This window comes from Shinella daejeonensis, from assembly GCF_024281235.1.
In the GTDB taxonomy this organism is placed as follows: Bacteria; Pseudomonadota; Alphaproteobacteria; order Rhizobiales; family Rhizobiaceae; genus Shinella; species Shinella daejeonensis.
The window spans coordinates 1,299,654-1,316,009 of sequence record NZ_JAHWXY010000001.1 but is presented as its reverse complement, the minus strand read 5'-3'; the positions used below and the strand labels follow the sequence as shown (position 1 = coordinate 1,316,009).

Annotated in this window: 13 protein-coding genes and 1 CRISPR repeat array; of the genes, 7 read left to right on the top strand and 6 right to left on the bottom strand. The window is 64.8% G+C overall.

The genetic code is table 11. The features are described 5' to 3' along the window. Positions 1-2: 2 nt before the first annotated feature. From cas4 to KYK29_RS06285, 4 genes are all read left to right on the top strand, one after another. The gene (gene cas4, locus KYK29_RS06300) at positions 3-674 is read left to right on the top strand and encodes a CRISPR-associated protein Cas4 (protein WP_254689975.1); all 672 of its coding nucleotides are present in this window, start codon (positions 3-5) and stop codon (positions 672-674) included. Further along, entirely contained in the window at positions 671-1,705 is a 1,035-nt protein-coding gene (gene cas1c, locus KYK29_RS06295; RefSeq protein WP_254689974.1) for a type I-C CRISPR-associated endonuclease Cas1c, read from the top strand. The genes cas4 and cas1c overlap by 4 nt, the downstream gene beginning before the upstream one ends. A gap of 9 nt (positions 1,706-1,714) precedes the next feature. Beyond that, positions 1,715-2,005 carry a CRISPR-associated endonuclease Cas2 gene (gene cas2 / locus KYK29_RS06290; RefSeq protein WP_254689973.1) on the top strand — a complete coding sequence of 97 codons (291 nt, stop codon included), beginning with the start codon at positions 1,715-1,717 and terminating at the stop codon, positions 2,003-2,005. 216 nt (positions 2,006-2,221) lie between these two features. Beyond that, positions 2,222-5,701: direct repeats of the CRISPR family, unit length 32 nt; unit sequence GTCGCCTCCCACACGGAGGCGTGGATCGAAAC. Between the two features lie 124 nt (positions 5,702-5,825). Next, entirely contained in the window at positions 5,826-6,248 is a 423-nt protein-coding gene (locus KYK29_RS06285; RefSeq protein WP_254689972.1) for a GlcG/HbpS family heme-binding protein, read from the top strand. Between the two features lie 42 nt (positions 6,249-6,290). Here the strand turns inward: KYK29_RS06285 and KYK29_RS06280 are convergent, their stop codons facing one another. Beyond that, positions 6,291-7,316, bottom strand: a complete 1,026-nt coding sequence (locus KYK29_RS06280) for a D-alanyl-D-alanine carboxypeptidase family protein (protein WP_254689971.1) — start codon at positions 7,314-7,316, stop codon at positions 6,291-6,293. A 302-nt stretch (positions 7,317-7,618) separates the two neighbouring features. Here KYK29_RS06280 and KYK29_RS06275 point away from each other — a divergent pair, with 302 nt between their 5' ends. From KYK29_RS06275 to KYK29_RS06265, 3 genes are read left to right on the top strand one after another with little or no spacing between them, the layout of a single operon-like run. Further along, positions 7,619-8,149 carry a sugar dehydrogenase complex small subunit gene (locus KYK29_RS06275; RefSeq protein WP_254689970.1) on the top strand — a complete coding sequence of 177 codons (531 nt, stop codon included), beginning with the start codon at positions 7,619-7,621 and terminating at the stop codon, positions 8,147-8,149. Positions 8,150-8,159: 10 nt separating this feature from the next. Next, entirely contained in the window at positions 8,160-9,797 is a 1,638-nt protein-coding gene (locus KYK29_RS06270) for a GMC family oxidoreductase (RefSeq protein WP_254689969.1), read from the top strand. Then, complete coding sequence (locus KYK29_RS06265; RefSeq protein WP_254689968.1) at positions 9,794-11,188, top strand: c-type cytochrome; 1,395 nt, start codon at positions 9,794-9,796, stop codon at positions 11,186-11,188. Before KYK29_RS06270 ends, KYK29_RS06265 begins: the two co-directional genes overlap by 4 nt. Positions 11,189-11,232: 44 nt before the next feature. Here the strand turns inward: KYK29_RS06265 and KYK29_RS06260 are convergent, their stop codons facing one another. The 5 genes from KYK29_RS06260 to KYK29_RS06240 are packed head-to-tail and all read right to left on the bottom strand — an operon-like array spanning position 11,233 to position 16,217. Beyond that, the gene (locus KYK29_RS06260; protein ID WP_437437220.1) at positions 11,233-12,309 is read right to left on the bottom strand and encodes a DUF2218 domain-containing protein; all 1,077 of its coding nucleotides are present in this window, start codon (positions 12,307-12,309) and stop codon (positions 11,233-11,235) included. After that, positions 12,306-13,151, bottom strand: coding sequence for an ABC transporter ATP-binding protein (locus KYK29_RS06255; RefSeq protein ID WP_254689967.1), 846 nt, complete (start codon positions 13,149-13,151; stop codon positions 12,306-12,308). Before KYK29_RS06255 ends, KYK29_RS06260 begins: the two co-directional genes overlap by 4 nt. Then, positions 13,148-14,188 (bottom strand): FecCD family ABC transporter permease, encoded by a 1,041-nt coding sequence (locus KYK29_RS06250; protein ID WP_254689966.1) that lies wholly within the window; start codon positions 14,186-14,188, stop codon positions 13,148-13,150. Before KYK29_RS06250 ends, KYK29_RS06255 begins: the two co-directional genes overlap by 4 nt. Continuing rightward, a complete protein-coding gene (locus KYK29_RS06245; RefSeq protein ID WP_254689965.1) occupies positions 14,185-15,222 on the bottom strand; it encodes a FecCD family ABC transporter permease in 1,038 nt (345 codons plus the stop codon). Before KYK29_RS06245 ends, KYK29_RS06250 begins: the two co-directional genes overlap by 4 nt. Next, the gene (locus KYK29_RS06240; RefSeq protein WP_254689964.1) at positions 15,219-16,217 is read right to left on the bottom strand and encodes an iron-siderophore ABC transporter substrate-binding protein; all 999 of its coding nucleotides are present in this window, start codon (positions 16,215-16,217) and stop codon (positions 15,219-15,221) included. Before KYK29_RS06240 ends, KYK29_RS06245 begins: the two co-directional genes overlap by 4 nt. Between the last annotated feature and the right edge of the window lie 139 nt (positions 16,218-16,356).

Here is a 16,356-nt window from a genome sequence, read left to right as displayed (position 1 = left end):
CCATGGCGACGGGGGACGGCAATGATGGTCAGGGAGCCGGAGAGCCCATTCCGCTCTCCGCCCTCCAGCATGCCGTCTATTGCCTGCGTCAGGCGGCGCTGATCCATATCGAGCGGCTCTGGGCCGACAACCGGTTCACGGCGGAGGGCAACGTTCTGCACGCGGTCGCCGACAAAGGGGGATCGCGAAGGGCGAGGGGGCTTCGGCGCGTCATGTCCCTACCGCTCGCATCGCGCCGCCTCAACCTTTCGGGTGTCGCGGATGTCGTGGAGTTCCTGCCGGGCGACGAGGGGGAGACCACCTTTCCCATCGAATACAAGCGCGGCAAGCCGAAGCTTCACCGGGCCGACGAGGTGCAGCTTTGCGCGCAGGCGCTCTGCCTGGAGGAGATGACGGGGCGGCCCGTGCCTGAAGGGGCGCTCTTCTATGCCGAGACGAAGCGTCGTCTCGCCGTGCCCTTCGACGCCGCGTTGCGCCGGCAGACGGAGGACGTCGTCGGCGAACTGGCGGCGGTTCTTGCCTCCGGCAGGACGCCGCCGCCGACCGTGAAGCGGGAGCGCTGCCGGGCCTGCTCGCTTCTGGAGCTTTGCCGGCCCGACATCGTGGCGCGCCCGGTGCAGGCGTGGCGGGCGCGCATGGTGGAGCGGACGCTTGCGGCGGAGGCCGCGCCATGAAGAAGATGCTCAACACGATTTACGTGACGACGGAAGGAGCCGCGCTGCGCAAGGACGGTGAAAACCTTGTCGCCGAAGTGGAGGGCGTGGAGCGCAGCCGGGTTCCCCTGCACATGCTGTCGGCCGTCGTCGTCTTCGGGGCCGTCTTCGTTTCGCCGCCGTTGATGGCGGCGCTTGCGGGTGCCGGCATTACGCTGACCTTTCTGGATCGCAACGGCCGCTTCCAGGCCCGGCTGGAAGGCCCCGTCAGCGGCAATATCCTTCTGCGGCGTGCGCAGTATCGCATCTGTGACGCACCGGAAGAGGTGGTGCGGTCCATCGTCATCGGCAAGGTGGCCAACCAGCGCGCGGTGCTGATGCGTTCGCTTCGGGATTACCGCGACGCCTATGACGACGCCGATCGCGATGCCATCGGCGTCGTCACGGATCGTCTCGCCCATATCCTGCGGCGGGTGGAGCGTGTCGATGATACATTGGACAGGATGCGGGGTTCGGAGGGCGAGGCCGCCAATCTCTATTTCTCCGTCTTCGATCATCTGATCCGCTCGCCCGATCCGGAAATGCGCTGGCGGGGACGCTCCCGGCGTCCACCGCTGGACCCGGTGAACGCGCTTTTATCGTTTCTCTATACATTGCTGACCCATGACTGTCGGTCCGCGCTGGAAAGTGTCGGTCTGGATCCGGCGGCGGGCTTTCTGCACCGGGATAGACCCGGCCGGCCCAGTCTGGCGCTCGATCTCATGGAGGAGATGCGCCCTGTGCTGGCCGATCGGCTGGCGCTTTCCCTTATCAACCGCCGGCAATTGCGCGCCAGGGATTTCGAAGTGCGCGATGGCGGTGCCGTCCTCATGCAGGAGGATGCGCGCAAGGCCGTCCTCACCGCCTGGCAGGAGCGCAAGCGGGAGGAGCGCATTCACCCGTTTCTGGAGGAAAGGGCGCCGCTCGGCCTCGTTCCCTATCTTCAGGCGCAGATGTTGGCGCGCCATCTGCGCGGCGATCTTGATGCCTATCCGCCCTGGTTCTGGAAGTGAGGGAAGTCCATGCTCGTTCTTGTGACCTATGATGTGCGCACGAGCGAGGGCAATGGTGCTGCACGCCTGCGGGCCGTCGCGAAGGCCTGTCGTGACTATGGTCAGCGCGTCCAGTTCTCCGTTTTCGAGATCGAGGTGGATCCCGCGCAATGGACGAAGCTCAAGGCGCGCCTGGAAGGAATTATCCGTCCGGACGTCGATAGCCTGCGCTATTATTATCTCGGCGCGAACTGGCAGAAACGTATAGAACATGTGGGGGCCAAGCCCGCCGCCGACCTGAACGGCGCCCTGATCGTTTGAGACGCATTTCGTTTCGATAACGGTCTCCGGCCGGCCGGGTGCGAACCTGGAGCGTGCCGTGAAAACACGTATGGTTCGCACCAGACGTAGATCTTTGAAATCGTGAACGAATTCCAACGCGCCGGCAGCCCCGCCCCCCGATCGTGCCGACATCCGTCACCGTGCGCGCCCGGCAACCTTTTCCACCAGCAAAATCCGTGTTTTATACATGGGCCAGTCGCCTCCCACACGGAGGCGTGGATCGAAACGGAACGTGCGAACCGTCTGTAACCGGGAAACGAAAGTCGCCTCCCACACGGAGGCGTGGATCGAAACGACCCGAACCGGAGATGCGTCAGGCTGGTCGGGTCGCCTCCCACACGGAGGCGTGGATCGAAACAGGCGGATGGGACAGGCGACACGTCTATTACTTTAGTCGCCTCCCACACGGAGGCGTGGATCGAAACCCTGCTTGACGAACAGGCTCGCACCGCCGGCAAAGTCGCCTCCCACACGGAGGCGTGGATCGAAACAAGCAGCTGAAGCCGCAATTCGCTTCGGTCGATGGTCGCCTCCCACACGGAGGCGTGGATCGAAACCGCCCGGGCGTGGTAGAGGGGCTTGCCGTTACCGTCGCCTCCCACACGGAGGCGTGGATCGAAACCCTGATCATCGAGAATGAAGCGTGCAAACATGGGTCGCCTCCCACACGGAGGCGTGGATCGAAACCGTTCCGGTCAATGACTGGACGCCGTTCCGATTTTGGTCGCCTCCCACACGGAGGCGTGGATCGAAACCAGAGCGGAGAGGATTTCAAAGCGGCCATCCTCGGTCGCCTCCCACACGGAGGCGTGGATCGAAACCGCAGAAGTCGCCAGAAGGTGCCGTAACGCGAAATGTCGCCTCCCACACGGAGGCGTGGATCGAAACCCTGCTTGACGAACAGGCTCGCACCGCCGGCAAAGGTCGCCTCCCACACGGAGGCGTGGATCGAAACGCGCTCGAATCCGACCGTATCTCGACGGCCTGGACTGTCGCCTCCCACACGGAGGCGTGGATCGAAACATAATCGGCGCGACTCTCGGCCTGGTGATTTGCATGTCGCCTCCCACACGGAGGCGTGGATCGAAACGATCGATGCCTTGGCGGCCTCGTAGATGCCCGGATGTCGCCTCCCACACGGAGGCGTGGATCGAAACAAGCGTGTGGTCGAGAATGCCGGACATGCGCCCTGTCGCCTCCCACACGGAGGCGTGGATCGAAACAAGCCGGCGAAAGTCATCGGGGTTGAGCACGAAGGTCGCCTCCCACACGGAGGCGTGGATCGAAACCTCGGCCGTCTGCTACGCGATGCCGGCCAGAACGAGTCGCCTCCCACACGGAGGCGTGGATCGAAACATATCGTTCTATTCCAATGATTGCGAGGAATGGCTGTCGCCTCCCACACGGAGGCGTGGATCGAAACATCGAGCCGCGATCGCCCTGCCAGACCGTCCAGATGTCGCCTCCCACACGGAGGCGTGGATCGAAACCGCGCCATCGTCGTCATAAGTCCCCGGCGTGACCGTCGCCTCCCACACGGAGGCGTGGATCGAAACCAGCGCGACGTCGTTTCCCGAGACCCAGCCAAATGTCGCCTCCCACACGGAGGCGTGGATCGAAACATCGTCGGAGAGACCGGAAAGCCTCTGACGAAGGGTCGCCTCCCACACGGAGGCGTGGATCGAAACATCCATCATGAATTGAGCGATCATGACCTCGGGTCGCCTCCCACACGGAGGCGTGGATCGAAACCGCCGGTTATTGGTGATCAGTGGTCGATCGTCTAAAGTCGCCTCCCACACGGAGGCGTGGATCGAAACTCACTCGTTTGTGGCACAACGAGGGGACGGCTCGGTCGCCTCCCACACGGAGGCGTGGATCGAAACAGCGAACCTATTTCTCAAATGGTCCGCGTGTCGAACGTCGCCTCCCACACGGAGGCGTGGATCGAAACATCGACGTGGAAACCCCGAAGGAAGATGGGGCAGTCGCCTCCCACACGGAGGCGTGGATCGAAACCCGCAGGATACGCCCGTCGCCATCGACCGAGGCGATGGTCGCCTCCCACACGGAGGCGTGGATCGAAACTCCCGGATCAGCTTGATCTTGCGGATGCCTGCCTGTCGCCTCCCACACGGAGGCGTGGATCGAAACATCACCACACTGCAGAGCGCCCACAATGGTATAGGTCGCCTCCCACACGGAGGCGTGGATCGAAACTTCATCGAGCGTTTTGGCCTGGAAGACGCCGACAAGTCGCCTCCCACACGGAGGCGTGGATCGAAACATCGCGACCTCGATGAGGCCGCGAAGGACGTCCTGTCGCCTCCCACACGGAGGCGTGGATCGAAACTTCATCGAGCGTTTTGGCCTGGAGGACGCCGACAAGTCGCCTCCCACACGGAGGCGTGGATCGAAACCGCCATACAAGGCCGCCAGCGGGCGTTAGCGCATGTCGCCTCCCACACGGAGGCGTGGATCGAAACGATCTTGCCAAAGCGGTGCGCGACCTCCGGGCGGTCGCCTCCCACACGGAGGCGTGGATCGAAACTTGTTGTCGACGATCTCGATCTCTCCCGGGGCATCGTCGCCTCCCGCACGGAGGCGTGGATCGAAACGACGATGAGGCTTGCCGCAGATGTCCCTCTTGGGTCGCCTCCCGCACGGAGGCGTGGATCGAAACCAAAGCGGAGTTTCGCTATGAGTAAGAAGAAGCCGGTCGCCTCCCACACGGAGGCGTGGATTGAAACGCAGCCGGTGAAGCCGCCATCCCGGTCGCCTCCCACACGGAGGCGTGGATTGAAACGCGGAATTGCAGGCGGACGGGATCACGGTCAGCCTGTCGCCTCCCACACGGAGGCGTGGATCGAAACTCGGCCCACCGTCTGCCGGCATCGGCCTGGATGGGTCGCCTCCCACACGGAGGCGTGGATCGAAACAAGCATGTGGTCGAGAATGCCGGACATGCGCCCTGTCGCCTCCCGCACGGAGGCGTGGATCGAAACAAGCTCTGCGACGGTGGCCCCTGCTTCGGCCGCCCGGTCGCCTCCCACACGGAGGCGTGGATCGAAACCCCATTATCGCCCAGCTGGCCGAGGCGCGCACACACGTCGCCTCCCACACGGAGGCGTGGATCGAAACATGCGGCTGCGCGGAACCGGAGAAATCCTCGATACGGTCGCCTCCCGCACGGAGGCGTGGATCGAAACCATGCCAGCGGTCCAGAAGCCTGGGACAACGCGTGTCGCCTCCCGCACGGAGGCGTGGATCGAAACCTCCTCCCCCGTCTGATCGGCAGAGGGGCGCGGTGGTCGCCTCCCGCACGGAGGCGTGGATCGAAACGAGACGAACATCCGCACCGCCTATATGGCCGGCCGGTCGCCTCCCCACACGGAGGCGTGGATCGAAACCTCGACCGTTTGTCCATCGCGGATGGCTTTGCGGAGTCGCCTCCCACACGGAGGCGTGGATCGAAGCATGTCTGGTGGACAGCCCTTCCCCGTCGATCCGGTCGCCTCCCACATGGAGGCGTGGATCGAAACCGCCACCTGGACGATCGGCTTGCTGTCGGCATGCGTCGCCTTCCACACGGAGGCGTGGATCGAAACTGCCAGGTTGTCGTCGGAGATGACGCCAGCAGCAAGTCGCCTCCCACACGGAGGTGTGGATCGAAACTGCGTGTAGGTTATCGCTGATGCGTGGACTTTATCTGGGAGCCGGCATAACCATCGCTCCGGGCATCGTATTTGCTTGCAGGGCGGCCAGAGCGCTTGCCGACTGAACGAACGGGGAGGATTTTATGCTGACGATCAAGAGACTGAGCCTTGCGGACGCCCGCGAACTGATCGCCGGGGCGCGTTCCAGGGCTGAGGAAATCGGGGTGCCGATGTGCATCGCCGTCACCGATGAGTCAGGGCAACTGATCGCATTCGAACGGATGGACGGCGGCAAGCTCACGAGTACGATCATCGCCCAGGACAAGGCCTATACCGCTGCCGGAGCCAAGCGGACGACGGAAAGCTATGGCGTCGTCAGCCAGCCCGGGCAGCCCGCCTTCGGCATCAACTCGGCCATCGGCGGCCGCCTGATGGTGGTGGCCGGCGGGATTCCGGTCGTCGTCGACGACGAGGTGGTCGGCGCGATCGGGATCAGCTCCGGTACGCCGGCGCAGGATCATGAGTGCGCACAGGCCGGCGTGGACCGTTATCTCGCCTCGCGATGACGGCCTGACCGGCTTTCCACGAAGATCAGCATGCCCCGCCGCTCAGCCCTGAGGGCGGGGCGTGGGAACCGGAACATCCGTCAGGTTGTCGCTGATCCAGGTCGTGATCGCATGGGTCTTTTCCGGAATACGATCCTGCAAATAGGATGCGTGGCCCGGCAGACCCATCGGATAAAGCGCGTTTCTTTCGGCCTCATAAGCGGCGCTCTGGTCGGTGCAGAGCCGGATGCGCATATCCTGCGGCGCGACGTCCGTCCGGTTTTGTAGGTCGTCGACAAGCCCGGCATCGGACGGCAGGCGCCCCTCGAAGGCTTGCGTCAGATATTGCGCCGACCGTTCGTTGCGCTCGCGTTCCGTGGTCGCCCCGAGGATGACGACCACCACGCGCTTTCCATTTCGCGTGGCCAGTCCGACAAAATTGCGTCCGGAAGCGCAGAGGAAGCCGGTTTTCATGCCGATCGTGCCGTTGAAGCGGGTCAGCAGCAGATTGTTGGATTTGATCTCCTTGCCGTCGATGGTGACTGCGGACGCCAGGAAGAAACGGCGATATTCGGGGAATGCCCGGTCCACCTCCATGCCGAGGAGGGCAAGATCGCGTGCCGTCGTATAGGTGTCCCGGTCAAACAGCCCGTTCGGATTGGAAAAATGCGTACCCGTAAGCCCGAGCCGGGCGGCGGCTTCGTTCATGCGCCGGACGAAGGAGGTTTCGTCGGACGCCACCGCCTCGGCCAGGGCGACGGCGACGTCATTGGCCGATGCGGTGATCGTGGCGAAGAGCGCATCCTCGACCGTCATCGTTCGCCCGACGGTCAGGCCGGATTCCAGAAACGCCTGTTTCATCGCGTTCCGCGTCATGACGACCGGCGTCGTCAGGGTCACCTCACCGGATCGCAGGGCCTCGAAGACGACGAAGGCCGTCATGAGCTTGGTCGTCGAGGCCGGATACCAGGAGACGCCGGCATCCTCCTGATAGAGAACCTGACGGCTGTCGGCGTCCACGACGAGCACAGGCGTTGCCGTTTCCGCCAGGCCTGTTGACGTTCCCATGAAAAAGGATGCGGCAAACATTGCTCCTTTCCATGTCCGTCCGATCATCGTGTGTTTGGTCATTACTGGTCTCCAGAAGGAAGAACGTTCCAATGATATGGCGCCCCGCGGAAGCAGGAGCATGCCCCGCGACGGATTGCCGGGCAACCGGCAGACCGCGATGGGCCGCAATATAGCTGATCCCGGCCAGCCTGCCGATGGCGCACCGGACCCGGCTGTGAGCGGCATTTTTGATTATCCTCAAGATAATCCCTTTACAGTCGGGCGGCCTTGGGTCTCATTATGCGGAAGGTGACTTTACGGCTATCGCGAGTGGGGATGCAATGAAGACGGACCTGACGCTTTTTTCCCGCGGAGCCGATGCGGCCGATCGACCGGATGCCAACCGCCGGCTGCTGCTGTTCGGGCTTGTCTCGGCCTATACGGCGTCGCTCGTGCCCTGGGCAATGGCCCAGGAAGCGACGGATGCCGATCATGGCGCCTTTCTGGCGGTTTCCGCCATTCTGGTCGGGCGCCAGTCGCTGGATGCGGCGCATGCCGGTCGCCTCTATGCGGCGCTTTCCGCCGACGATCCGGAATTTCCAGCCGCCGCCAAGGCGTTGCTCGAGCTGATCGAGAGCCGCAGGATCGATCCCATGCAGCTACAGCAGATTCTGGACGACGAGCAGTCGCCGCTCAAGCTCGTGCCCTGGCGAATCGTGACCGCCTGGTACATGGGCATCGTCGGTGATGGCGCAAAGGCCCGATGTCTGGCCTTCGAGACGGCCTTGAACGCCGAGGCTGTCTCCGATGTGCTGAGGCCGCCGACCTATGCCTATGGCGCCTACGGCAGCTGGACCAGAAAACCCACCTGAAGGAATTATCATGGCCGACACCCTGTCAGCGGATTTCGTCGTCGTCGGATCGGGGATCATCGGGTCGCTGGTGGCGCGCAAGCTCGCGCTCGCCGGCGCATCGGTGATCATCCTGGAAGCAGGTCCACGCGTCACGCGGGCTGAACTGGTGGCGCGTTTCCGCAATTCTACGCGCCGCAGCGACTGGATGTCGCCCTATCCTTCCGTCGAATGGGCGCCGCATCCGATCTACCAGCCCGAGCCGAACCATCATATCGTGCAGGCCGGCCCCTATCCCTATGCCGCCGAATATATCCGACAGGTGGGCGGCACGACCTGGCATTGGGCGGCGCACGCCTGGCGCAATGTGCCCAACGATTTCCGGATCAAAAGCCTTTACGACGTCGGCGTCGACTGGCCCTTCGGCTATGACGACCTGGAGCCGTTCTACCAGGAGGCCGAGGAACTCATGGGGGTTTCCGGCGCCGACAATACCGGTTCGCCGCGCAGCCAGCCGTTCCCGATGGAGCCCGTCGCCGAGCCCTACGCCATGCGCCGCCTGCGCGAGCGGCTTGCCTCCGACTACCCGGTGGTGAGCAACACGACGGCGCGCAACAGCCGCGTCTATGACGGCCGGCCGGCCTGTTGCGGCAACAATTCCTGTCAGCCGATCTGTCCCATCGACGCCCAGTATCACGGTGGGCTTTCGGCGGATGCCGCCGAGGCGGCCGGGGCGCAGCTCATCCCCAACGCCAATGTCTACATGCTCGAACACGACGAGCAGGGCCGTATCGCCGCCGCGCTCTATTACGATCCCGACAAGGCCTCACATCGCGTTACCGGCAAGACCTTCATCGTCGCTGCAAACGGTATCGAAAGCCCGCGGCTGCTGTTGCTGTCGAAGAGCGATAAATTTCCGGGCGGGCTTGCCAATAGTTCCGACATGGTCGGCCGCAACCTGATGGATCACCCGAGCACCTCGCTGACCTTCGACGCCGACGAGGACGTGTGGCTGGGGCGCGGGCCGCAAAGCCCGAGTTCGATCAATACGATGCGTGACGGGGCCTTCCGCTCCGAACATTCGCCCTACCGGCTCGACTTCACCAATATCTCGCGCGTCGACGGCGCCACGCGCAGCCTGATCGCCGCCGGCGTCTACGGCAGCGAGCTGGAGAAGCGGCTGCGGTACAGCGCGGCGCGCGAGATGAATGTGAAGAACGTACTGGAAGTGCTGCCCGATCCCGAACGCCGGATCACGCTCAGTTCCGAGACGGATTCGATGGGTATTCCGAAGCCTCAGGCTCATTATTCCATCGACGACTACACGCGAAAAGGCCATGAGCGGTCGCAGCAGGACTTCCGGCGCATCGCCGAGCTGATGGGCGGCACGAACCTGCGCTTCAGCAAGGAAGGGGAGTTCGCCAACAACCAGCACATCTGCGGCACGCTCAGCATGGGCAACGATCCCAAAACCTCGGTCTGCGACCAGTGGGGCCGCGCCCATGACCACGAGAACCTGTTCCTCGCCGGAACGGCCGTGCTGCCGACATCCTCGACCTGCAACTCGACGGAAAACGGGCTGGCGGTCGCCTTGCGCTCGGTCGCCCATATCCTGGGTCAGGACGGGGCGGCCGCAAGGGGTGCCGCTACCGGGGAGGCAAGAGCATGAACCGCGTTCCGTTTGGTCATCTTGCCGCAGCGCTTCTGCTGTCGATCGTTCCGGCCGTCGCCAGCCCTGCTTTCGGCGCCGACGACGATCAGATCGCCCGCGGCAAATATCTCGCGACGGCCTCCGACTGCGTCGCCTGTCACACCGCGCCGGGCGGGGCTGCGATGGCGGGCGGCCTGCCGCTCGCCACGCCGGTCGGCCCGATCATCGCCACCAACATTACGCCGTCGAAGGAAAACGGCATCGGCAATTACACGCTGGAGCAGTTCGACGCCGCGTTGCGCCGGGGCGTGCGCGCCGACGGCAAGCATCTTTATCCGGCGATGCCCTATACCGCCTATGCGCAGTTGAGCGATGAGGACGTCGCTGCGCTTTATGCCTATTTCATGAACGAGGTGACGCCGGTCGAGACCAGCCCGGCGAAGACCGAACTGCCGTTCCCCTTCAATATCCGCCTGTCCATGGCGGCGTGGAACCTGCTGTTTCTCGACAAGGGCCCGTTTGTGCCGGATCCGTCGCAGGACGATGAATGGAACCGGGGCGCCTATCTGGTGCGCGGCGCGGCGCATTGCGGCACCTGTCATACGCCGCGCAATCTGTTCATGGCGGAAAATACCTCAAGCGAGATGGCCGGCGGCGATGTCGGTCCCTGGCATGCGCCCAATATCACCTCCGACGCCAACAGCGGCATCGGCGGCTGGAGCGTCGAGGAGCTGGTGGCCTATATGCGTGACGGCCACACAGCGAAAAGCCAGGCGGCCGGTCCGATGGCGGAGGCGATCGATCACAGTCTTCGTTTCCTGACGGATGCGGACCTGAAGGCCATGGCGGTCTATCTCAAGACCGTGGCGGCCGTTCGCGACAAGGCCGATAGCCAGCCGGTCTTCGCCTGGGGAAGCCCGTCCGATGAACTGGCGAGCATCCGCGGCGTCGGGCTGCCGGAGGATCCCGAGGCCATGACCGGGCCGCAACTTTACGACGCCTATTGCGCGACCTGTCATCAGGCGCAGGGGCAGGGCAGTTTCATGGGCGGCCTGCCGTCGCTCGTGCACAACACGGCGCTCGGGCGGGAAAACACCAACAATCTGGTGATGGTCATCCTCGATGGGTTGCGCCGGCAGCCGGAGGTGCTGATGCCGGGCTTTGCCCGGGAACTTTCGGATACGCAGATCGCGACGCTCGGCTCCTACCTCGTCCAGCATTTCGGCAACCCGGCCGCACAGGTCACGCAAAGCCAGGTCGCCGCCTTGCGCAACGGTGGTTCGGCGACGTCCGATCTGGTGACGCTCGCCCGGACGGCGCTGGCCGTCGGCGTCGTCGCGGCGATCGTTCTCCTGGGCCTCATCATTCTGGCTTTGCGCCGGCGGAAGACGAAAAGCATCACGGTTTAGCACGGAACGGCCGGCTCCCGGCATGCGGGAGCCGGTATCCATGCTCAAAGGGCGGTGCCGTGCGGATCGCGTTCCCAATACCACGCCACATACATCCGCCTGCGGTCGTGATGCCGGGTTTTCAGGAACGCCCGGATGTCGCGGATGTCCGTCTTCTCGCAGGCCACCCAGATGTAGGTTCCGCCATCGAGGGAGGCGATTGCGCGCTTTATCTCCTCGGCAAGGACGCCGGTTGCTCCTGCCGGATAATCGGCACGGTGAAGCCAGCGGACGCGGAGTGTCGCCTTCGTGGGCAGCGGCTGTTCCTCCGCCGGCGACCCGACCTCGATGATAGCTTCGATACGGACGTCCGGAGCAGCCTCGGCGGCGATACGGGCAATCGCGGGCAGGGCGGTCTCGTCGCCTGCAAGGAAGATCGACGTCGATGCCGGCAGGTCGCCGCCGCCCGGCCCTATGAATGCCACCCGTTCGCCCGGTTGCGCATCGCGGGCGAAATCCGCGCCCGGCGTTTTCTTGCCGGGGGCCGGATGTTGCAGGAAATCGATCCAGACTTCACGGCGCTGCGCATCGACCGCGCGGATCGTGTAGACGCGCACGAGAAGTTCGTCTTCTCCCTGCGGCCAGGCGATGCGGCCGTCTTCGCGAAGACCGGGCCACACCGGCGTCCGGCCCTTCGGCGGCACGAGAAGGCGGACATGCATGTCGCCGCCGATAAAGGGGGAAACGTCGGCGCAGGCGAATTTTATCCGCCGCATGTGCGGCGTCACGTCCTCGGCCGAAACGACGGTCGCCTCGTGCAGATTGGCCAGCGCGGCTACCGGCGGAGGGTCGGTCCAGGTCAGTTCGAACGGTTCCTCGCCGGCGAAATAGAACAGGTGTTCGGCCAGCATGGTCCGCGTCAGTTGCAGCGCTTCGCGGCTCGGGCAGCTCAATTCGATCCGTAGCCTGTCGGCTTCCGCATGAATGCCGGCGGTGCCGATATCGCTCCTCAGGATCATCCGGTCCCCGCTGCGGTCGACTTCGGCATGTTCGACGAAATGCTCGCAGATCTCGTTGAGCATGCCGTTGACATCCATCGGCAGGGCGGTGCCGGAAAGCTTGAATTCACGGGTTGCGGTCACGAGCGGTTCTCCTTCGGGAAAGCCTTGATGGAAGGACCGGCATCCGCCGCCATGCGGTGCCGGCCGATCGGCAGCATGATGGGGCGGCCGGAGGTCGGGTCGGTTATGATGCGGCTTTCAAGGCCGAAGACGTCGCGGATGTTCTCTTCCGTCAGCACGTCTTCCGGCGTACCCGAAACGTGCACGCGGCCGTTCGCCATCGCGGCGAGATGATCGGCGTAGCGCGCAGCCAGATTGAGGTCGTGCAGGACCATGACGATGGTCGTTTTCCGCGTCCGATTGAGATCCGTCAGAAGATCCAGCACTTCGACCTGATGGCTGATGTCGAGGAAGGTCGTGGGCTCGTCGAGAAGCAAGATATCGGTCTGCTGGGCGAGCGCCATGGCGATCCAGACCCTCTGGCGCTGCCCGCCGGAAAGTTCGTCGATGGGACGCTCCGCCAGATCCGCCGTATGGGTCGCTTCGAGCGCGCTGGCGACGGCTTCGTCGTCCTGCCGTGTCCAGCGCGAAAACATGCCTTGATGCGGATGGCGTCCGCGACTGACGAGATCCGCGACGGCGATGCCGTCGGGCGCGATGGGCGACTGCGGGAGAAGGCCGAGGGTCCGCGCCAGTTGCCGGGTGGGGATCCGGTGGATCGATTTCCCGTCCAGCAGCACATGGCCCTGTTTCGGCGCAAGCAGCCGCGACATGGCCCGCAGCAGCGTGGACTTGCCGCAGGCATTGGCGCCGACGATGGCCGTCACCCCGCCCGGCGGGACCGGGAAATCGAGCCCCTTCAGGATCGCGGTCTCGCCGTAGCCGGCCGTAAGTCCGCTGGCGGTGAGGCGGTGGGCGGTCATAGCGAGCCTCCGGAGCGCTCGGCGCGCATGATCAGGAAAATGAGGTAGGGCGCGCCGAGAACGCCTGTCACAACCCCGACGGGATAGCGACTCGGCAGCAGGAACTGTCCGAAATAATCGCCGACCAGCACCAGCGCGGCGCCGACCAGCGCTGCGGGGATCAGCAGCGAGCCGCTGTTGCCGACGATGCGTGCGGCGATCGGGCCGGACAGGAAGGCGACGAAGGCGATCGGGCCGGAAATCGCCGTCGCGCTGGCGATCATGCCGACGGCCGCGATGATGATCAGAACCCGCGTCCTGCCGACCCGGACGCCCAGCGCGGCTGCGGTGTCGTCGCCGAGACGCAACGCTTCGAGGTCGCGGCTGCGGCTCAGCATCAGCCCGCCGAAGACGACAAGCGACAGGAGAAGCGGTATCGACGGCCCGAGCTGGGCGCCATTGATGCTGCCGGTCAGCCAGCGCATGGCTTCCTGCAAGGTCCAGGAGGGCGCGCGCGACAGGCTGTAGACGATGAAGCTTTCCAGCATGGCCGAAACGCCGATGCCGATGAGGATCAGCCGCATGCCGGCGACGCCGTTGCGAAACGAGAGCATGTAGACGAGGAGGGCGACGCCCAGTCCGGCGACGACCGCGAAGACCGACACGATCGCCCCTTTCAGGGACAGGACGACGATGGCGAAGACCGCTGCGGCGCTCGCTCCGATGCTGATGCCGATGATGTCGGGGCTTGCCAGCGGATTGCGCAGCATGATCTGGAACGCGACCCCGCCGAGACCGAAGCTCAAGCCGGCAAGCACGGCGAGGACGGCGCGCGGCAGCCGCAACTGCCCGACGGTGAAGGCAACGCCCCGAACGTCGTCTCCCATGATCGTGCGCACGATATCGCCCGGGGGCGTGAAGGTCTGTCCCAGCACGAGCGTCAGGGCGAACATGCCGACGAGCAGGCACAGAAGGAGTGCGATGACGAGGCCATGCCGGCGTGCGCGACGGGTCCGGTTGCCGGCGATGACCGCGAGGATGGGGGAAAGCGTCGTCACAGTTCGCGGATCCTCTGCCGTCTGACGATCCAGATGAACACCGGCGCGCCGACGAATGCCGTGATGACCCCCACGCCGAGTTCGGCGGGACGGGCGATGATGCGGCCGACGATATCGGCGGCGATCAGCAGGCAGGCGCCGGTCAGCGCCGAAACGGGCAGCAGCCAGCGATGATCGACGCCGACCAGGAGACGGCACAGATGCGGCACGCCCAGCCCGAGAAAGCCGATCGGTCCGCAGACGGCGGTGGTCGCGCCGCACAGGATGACCGATCCGAGGGCCGTCGTGGCGCGCGCCATTGCCACGTGTTCACCAAGACCGGCGGCCAGTTCGTCGCCGAGGGCCAGCGAATTGAGCTTGCGGGCCGACAGCAGGCTGATGACCAGCCCCACGGCCAGAAACGGCAGGACATGCACGATGCGGTCGAAGGTGGCTCCCCCCACCGTGCCGATCTGCCAGGCTCTGATCCCGCCGGCGATGTCGTTTCGCGGAAGGACGATGGCGATGACGAGCGAAGCGAAGGCGACGGAGGTGGCGGCGCCGGCGAGCGCCAGCTTCAGGGGCGTCGGTTTCCCGCGTCCTCGCGAGCTGATGGAATAGACGAAGACCGCCGCCGCGCCCGCGCCGAAGATGGCCGTCCATATATAGGCGTAGGGGGAGGCCATGTTGAACCAGGCCACGCCGATCACCACCGCGAGCATCGCGCCCATGTTGATGCCGAGAAGTCCCGGGTCGGCCAGCGGATTGCGGGTCACCCCTTGCAAGGTCGCTCCGGCAAGCCCGAGCGCCGCGCCGGCCAGCATCGCAAGGACGGTGCGCGGAATGCGTGCGGTTACCGCCGCCTGACCGATGCTGTCCCTGTGGCCGTTGAGCGCCGCCAGGATATCGGCAAGGGCGACGTCGCGCGTGCCGATGGCGACCGATGCCGCGCAAAGCATGGCGAGCGCGGCGAAAAGCACGCCCAGCCAGAGGGTCCGCGCCGGGCGCGCGGCAACCGCCATGCCGGGAGATGTCGCCATGCCGTCGCCCGTCATTCGGATTTTCCGGCGGCCTTCGCGAGCAGGGCGACGTAGTCCTCAAGCACCCAGGATATGGAGAGCGGCGTCGGATTTGCCGCCGTGCCGACCGGATTGGCCCCGAGCACGACGACGGAATCGTGACGGACCGCCGGCATCCGGGACATCAGCGGACTGGCCTCCATCGCATCGATCAGGATCTGGCCGCCATAGGTCACGACGATGTCGACATCGTCGAAGGCGTCGATTTTTTCAGCGCTGATGGAGCCGGAATATTTGCCCGGCGCCGTCGCTTCCCTGACGCTCCTCGGCATCGCCAGCCCCAGATCGGTGAAGAACTTCACCCGCGTGTCGTTGGCGGTATAGAAATTGACGATGCTCAGGTCGGTCGCGTCGAGATGCGTGATGAACATCGCCGTCTTGCCTTGCAGCCCGGGATGGCCGGCGACCGCTTTCGCAATATCGGCCTCGATGTCCCGGATCAGGGCTTCGCCTTCGGCGGCCATGCCGAGGCCACTGCTGTTCAGGCGGATCATCTCGCGCCAGTCGGTGGCCCAGGCGGCTTCCGAATAGGCGACGACCGGAGCGATCTGGCTCAATGTATCGTAATCGGACTGGCTGAGGCCGGAATAGGCCGCCAGAATCACATCCGGTTCGGTGGCGGCGACCGCCTCGAAATCGATGCCGTCGCCCTCGTCGAAGAGAACCGGCGTGCCGGCTCCGAGTTCCGCGAGCCTCTCGGCCACCCACGGCAGGAGGCCGTCCGCGTCGTCGTCGCCGAAATTGGCCGCGGCAAAGCCCACCGGCACGATGCCAAGCGCCAGCGGGACCTCATGGTTCGCCCAGGCGACGGTCGCCACCCGTTCGGGCTTGCGCTCGATGACGGTCGTACCGAAGGCGTGGGGGATGCTGATCGGATAGGAGACGCCTTCGCCGGCATGGGCGCCGCCGGTGGCGGTCAGTATCAGGATGGTCGCGGCGACCGAGGGGAAAAGGCGGAGGAAGCGCAACATCTGCCAAGCCTTCCGTAAGGGTTTTTAAGTTGAGTTCCAGTTTCAGGTTCATCCGGCAAGGTCAAGCCCCGTGGCCGGCGCCATCCGCCGGAGGGATGAAGTTTCCGGGGTTTCCTACAAAAGCCGGAAAAACTACAAT

Bases quoted from the DNA above. Each gene is read 5' to 3' on its own strand.
- cas4 (WP_254689975.1), top strand. From the start codon at position 3: ATGGCGACGGGGGACGGCAATGATGGTCAGGGAGCCGGAGAGCCCATT.
- cas1c (WP_254689974.1), top strand. From the start codon at position 671: ATGAAGAAGATGCTCAACACGATTTACGTGACGACGGAAGGAGCCGCG.
- cas2 (WP_254689973.1), top strand. From the start codon at position 1,715: ATGCTCGTTCTTGTGACCTATGATGTGCGCACGAGCGAGGGCAATGGT.
- KYK29_RS06285 (WP_254689972.1), top strand. From the start codon at position 5,826: ATGCTGACGATCAAGAGACTGAGCCTTGCGGACGCCCGCGAACTGATC.
- KYK29_RS06280 (WP_254689971.1), bottom strand. From the start codon at position 7,316: ATGTTTGCCGCATCCTTTTTCATGGGAACGTCAACAGGCCTGGCGGAA.
- KYK29_RS06275 (WP_254689970.1), top strand. From the start codon at position 7,619: ATGAAGACGGACCTGACGCTTTTTTCCCGCGGAGCCGATGCGGCCGAT.
- KYK29_RS06270 (WP_254689969.1), top strand. From the start codon at position 8,160: ATGGCCGACACCCTGTCAGCGGATTTCGTCGTCGTCGGATCGGGGATC.
- KYK29_RS06265 (WP_254689968.1), top strand. From the start codon at position 9,794: ATGAACCGCGTTCCGTTTGGTCATCTTGCCGCAGCGCTTCTGCTGTCG.
- KYK29_RS06255 (WP_254689967.1), bottom strand. From the start codon at position 13,151: ATGACCGCCCACCGCCTCACCGCCAGCGGACTTACGGCCGGCTACGGC.
- KYK29_RS06245 (WP_254689965.1), bottom strand. From the start codon at position 15,222: ATGACGGGCGACGGCATGGCGACATCTCCCGGCATGGCGGTTGCCGCG.
- KYK29_RS06240 (WP_254689964.1), bottom strand. From the start codon at position 16,217: ATGTTGCGCTTCCTCCGCCTTTTCCCCTCGGTCGCCGCGACCATCCTG.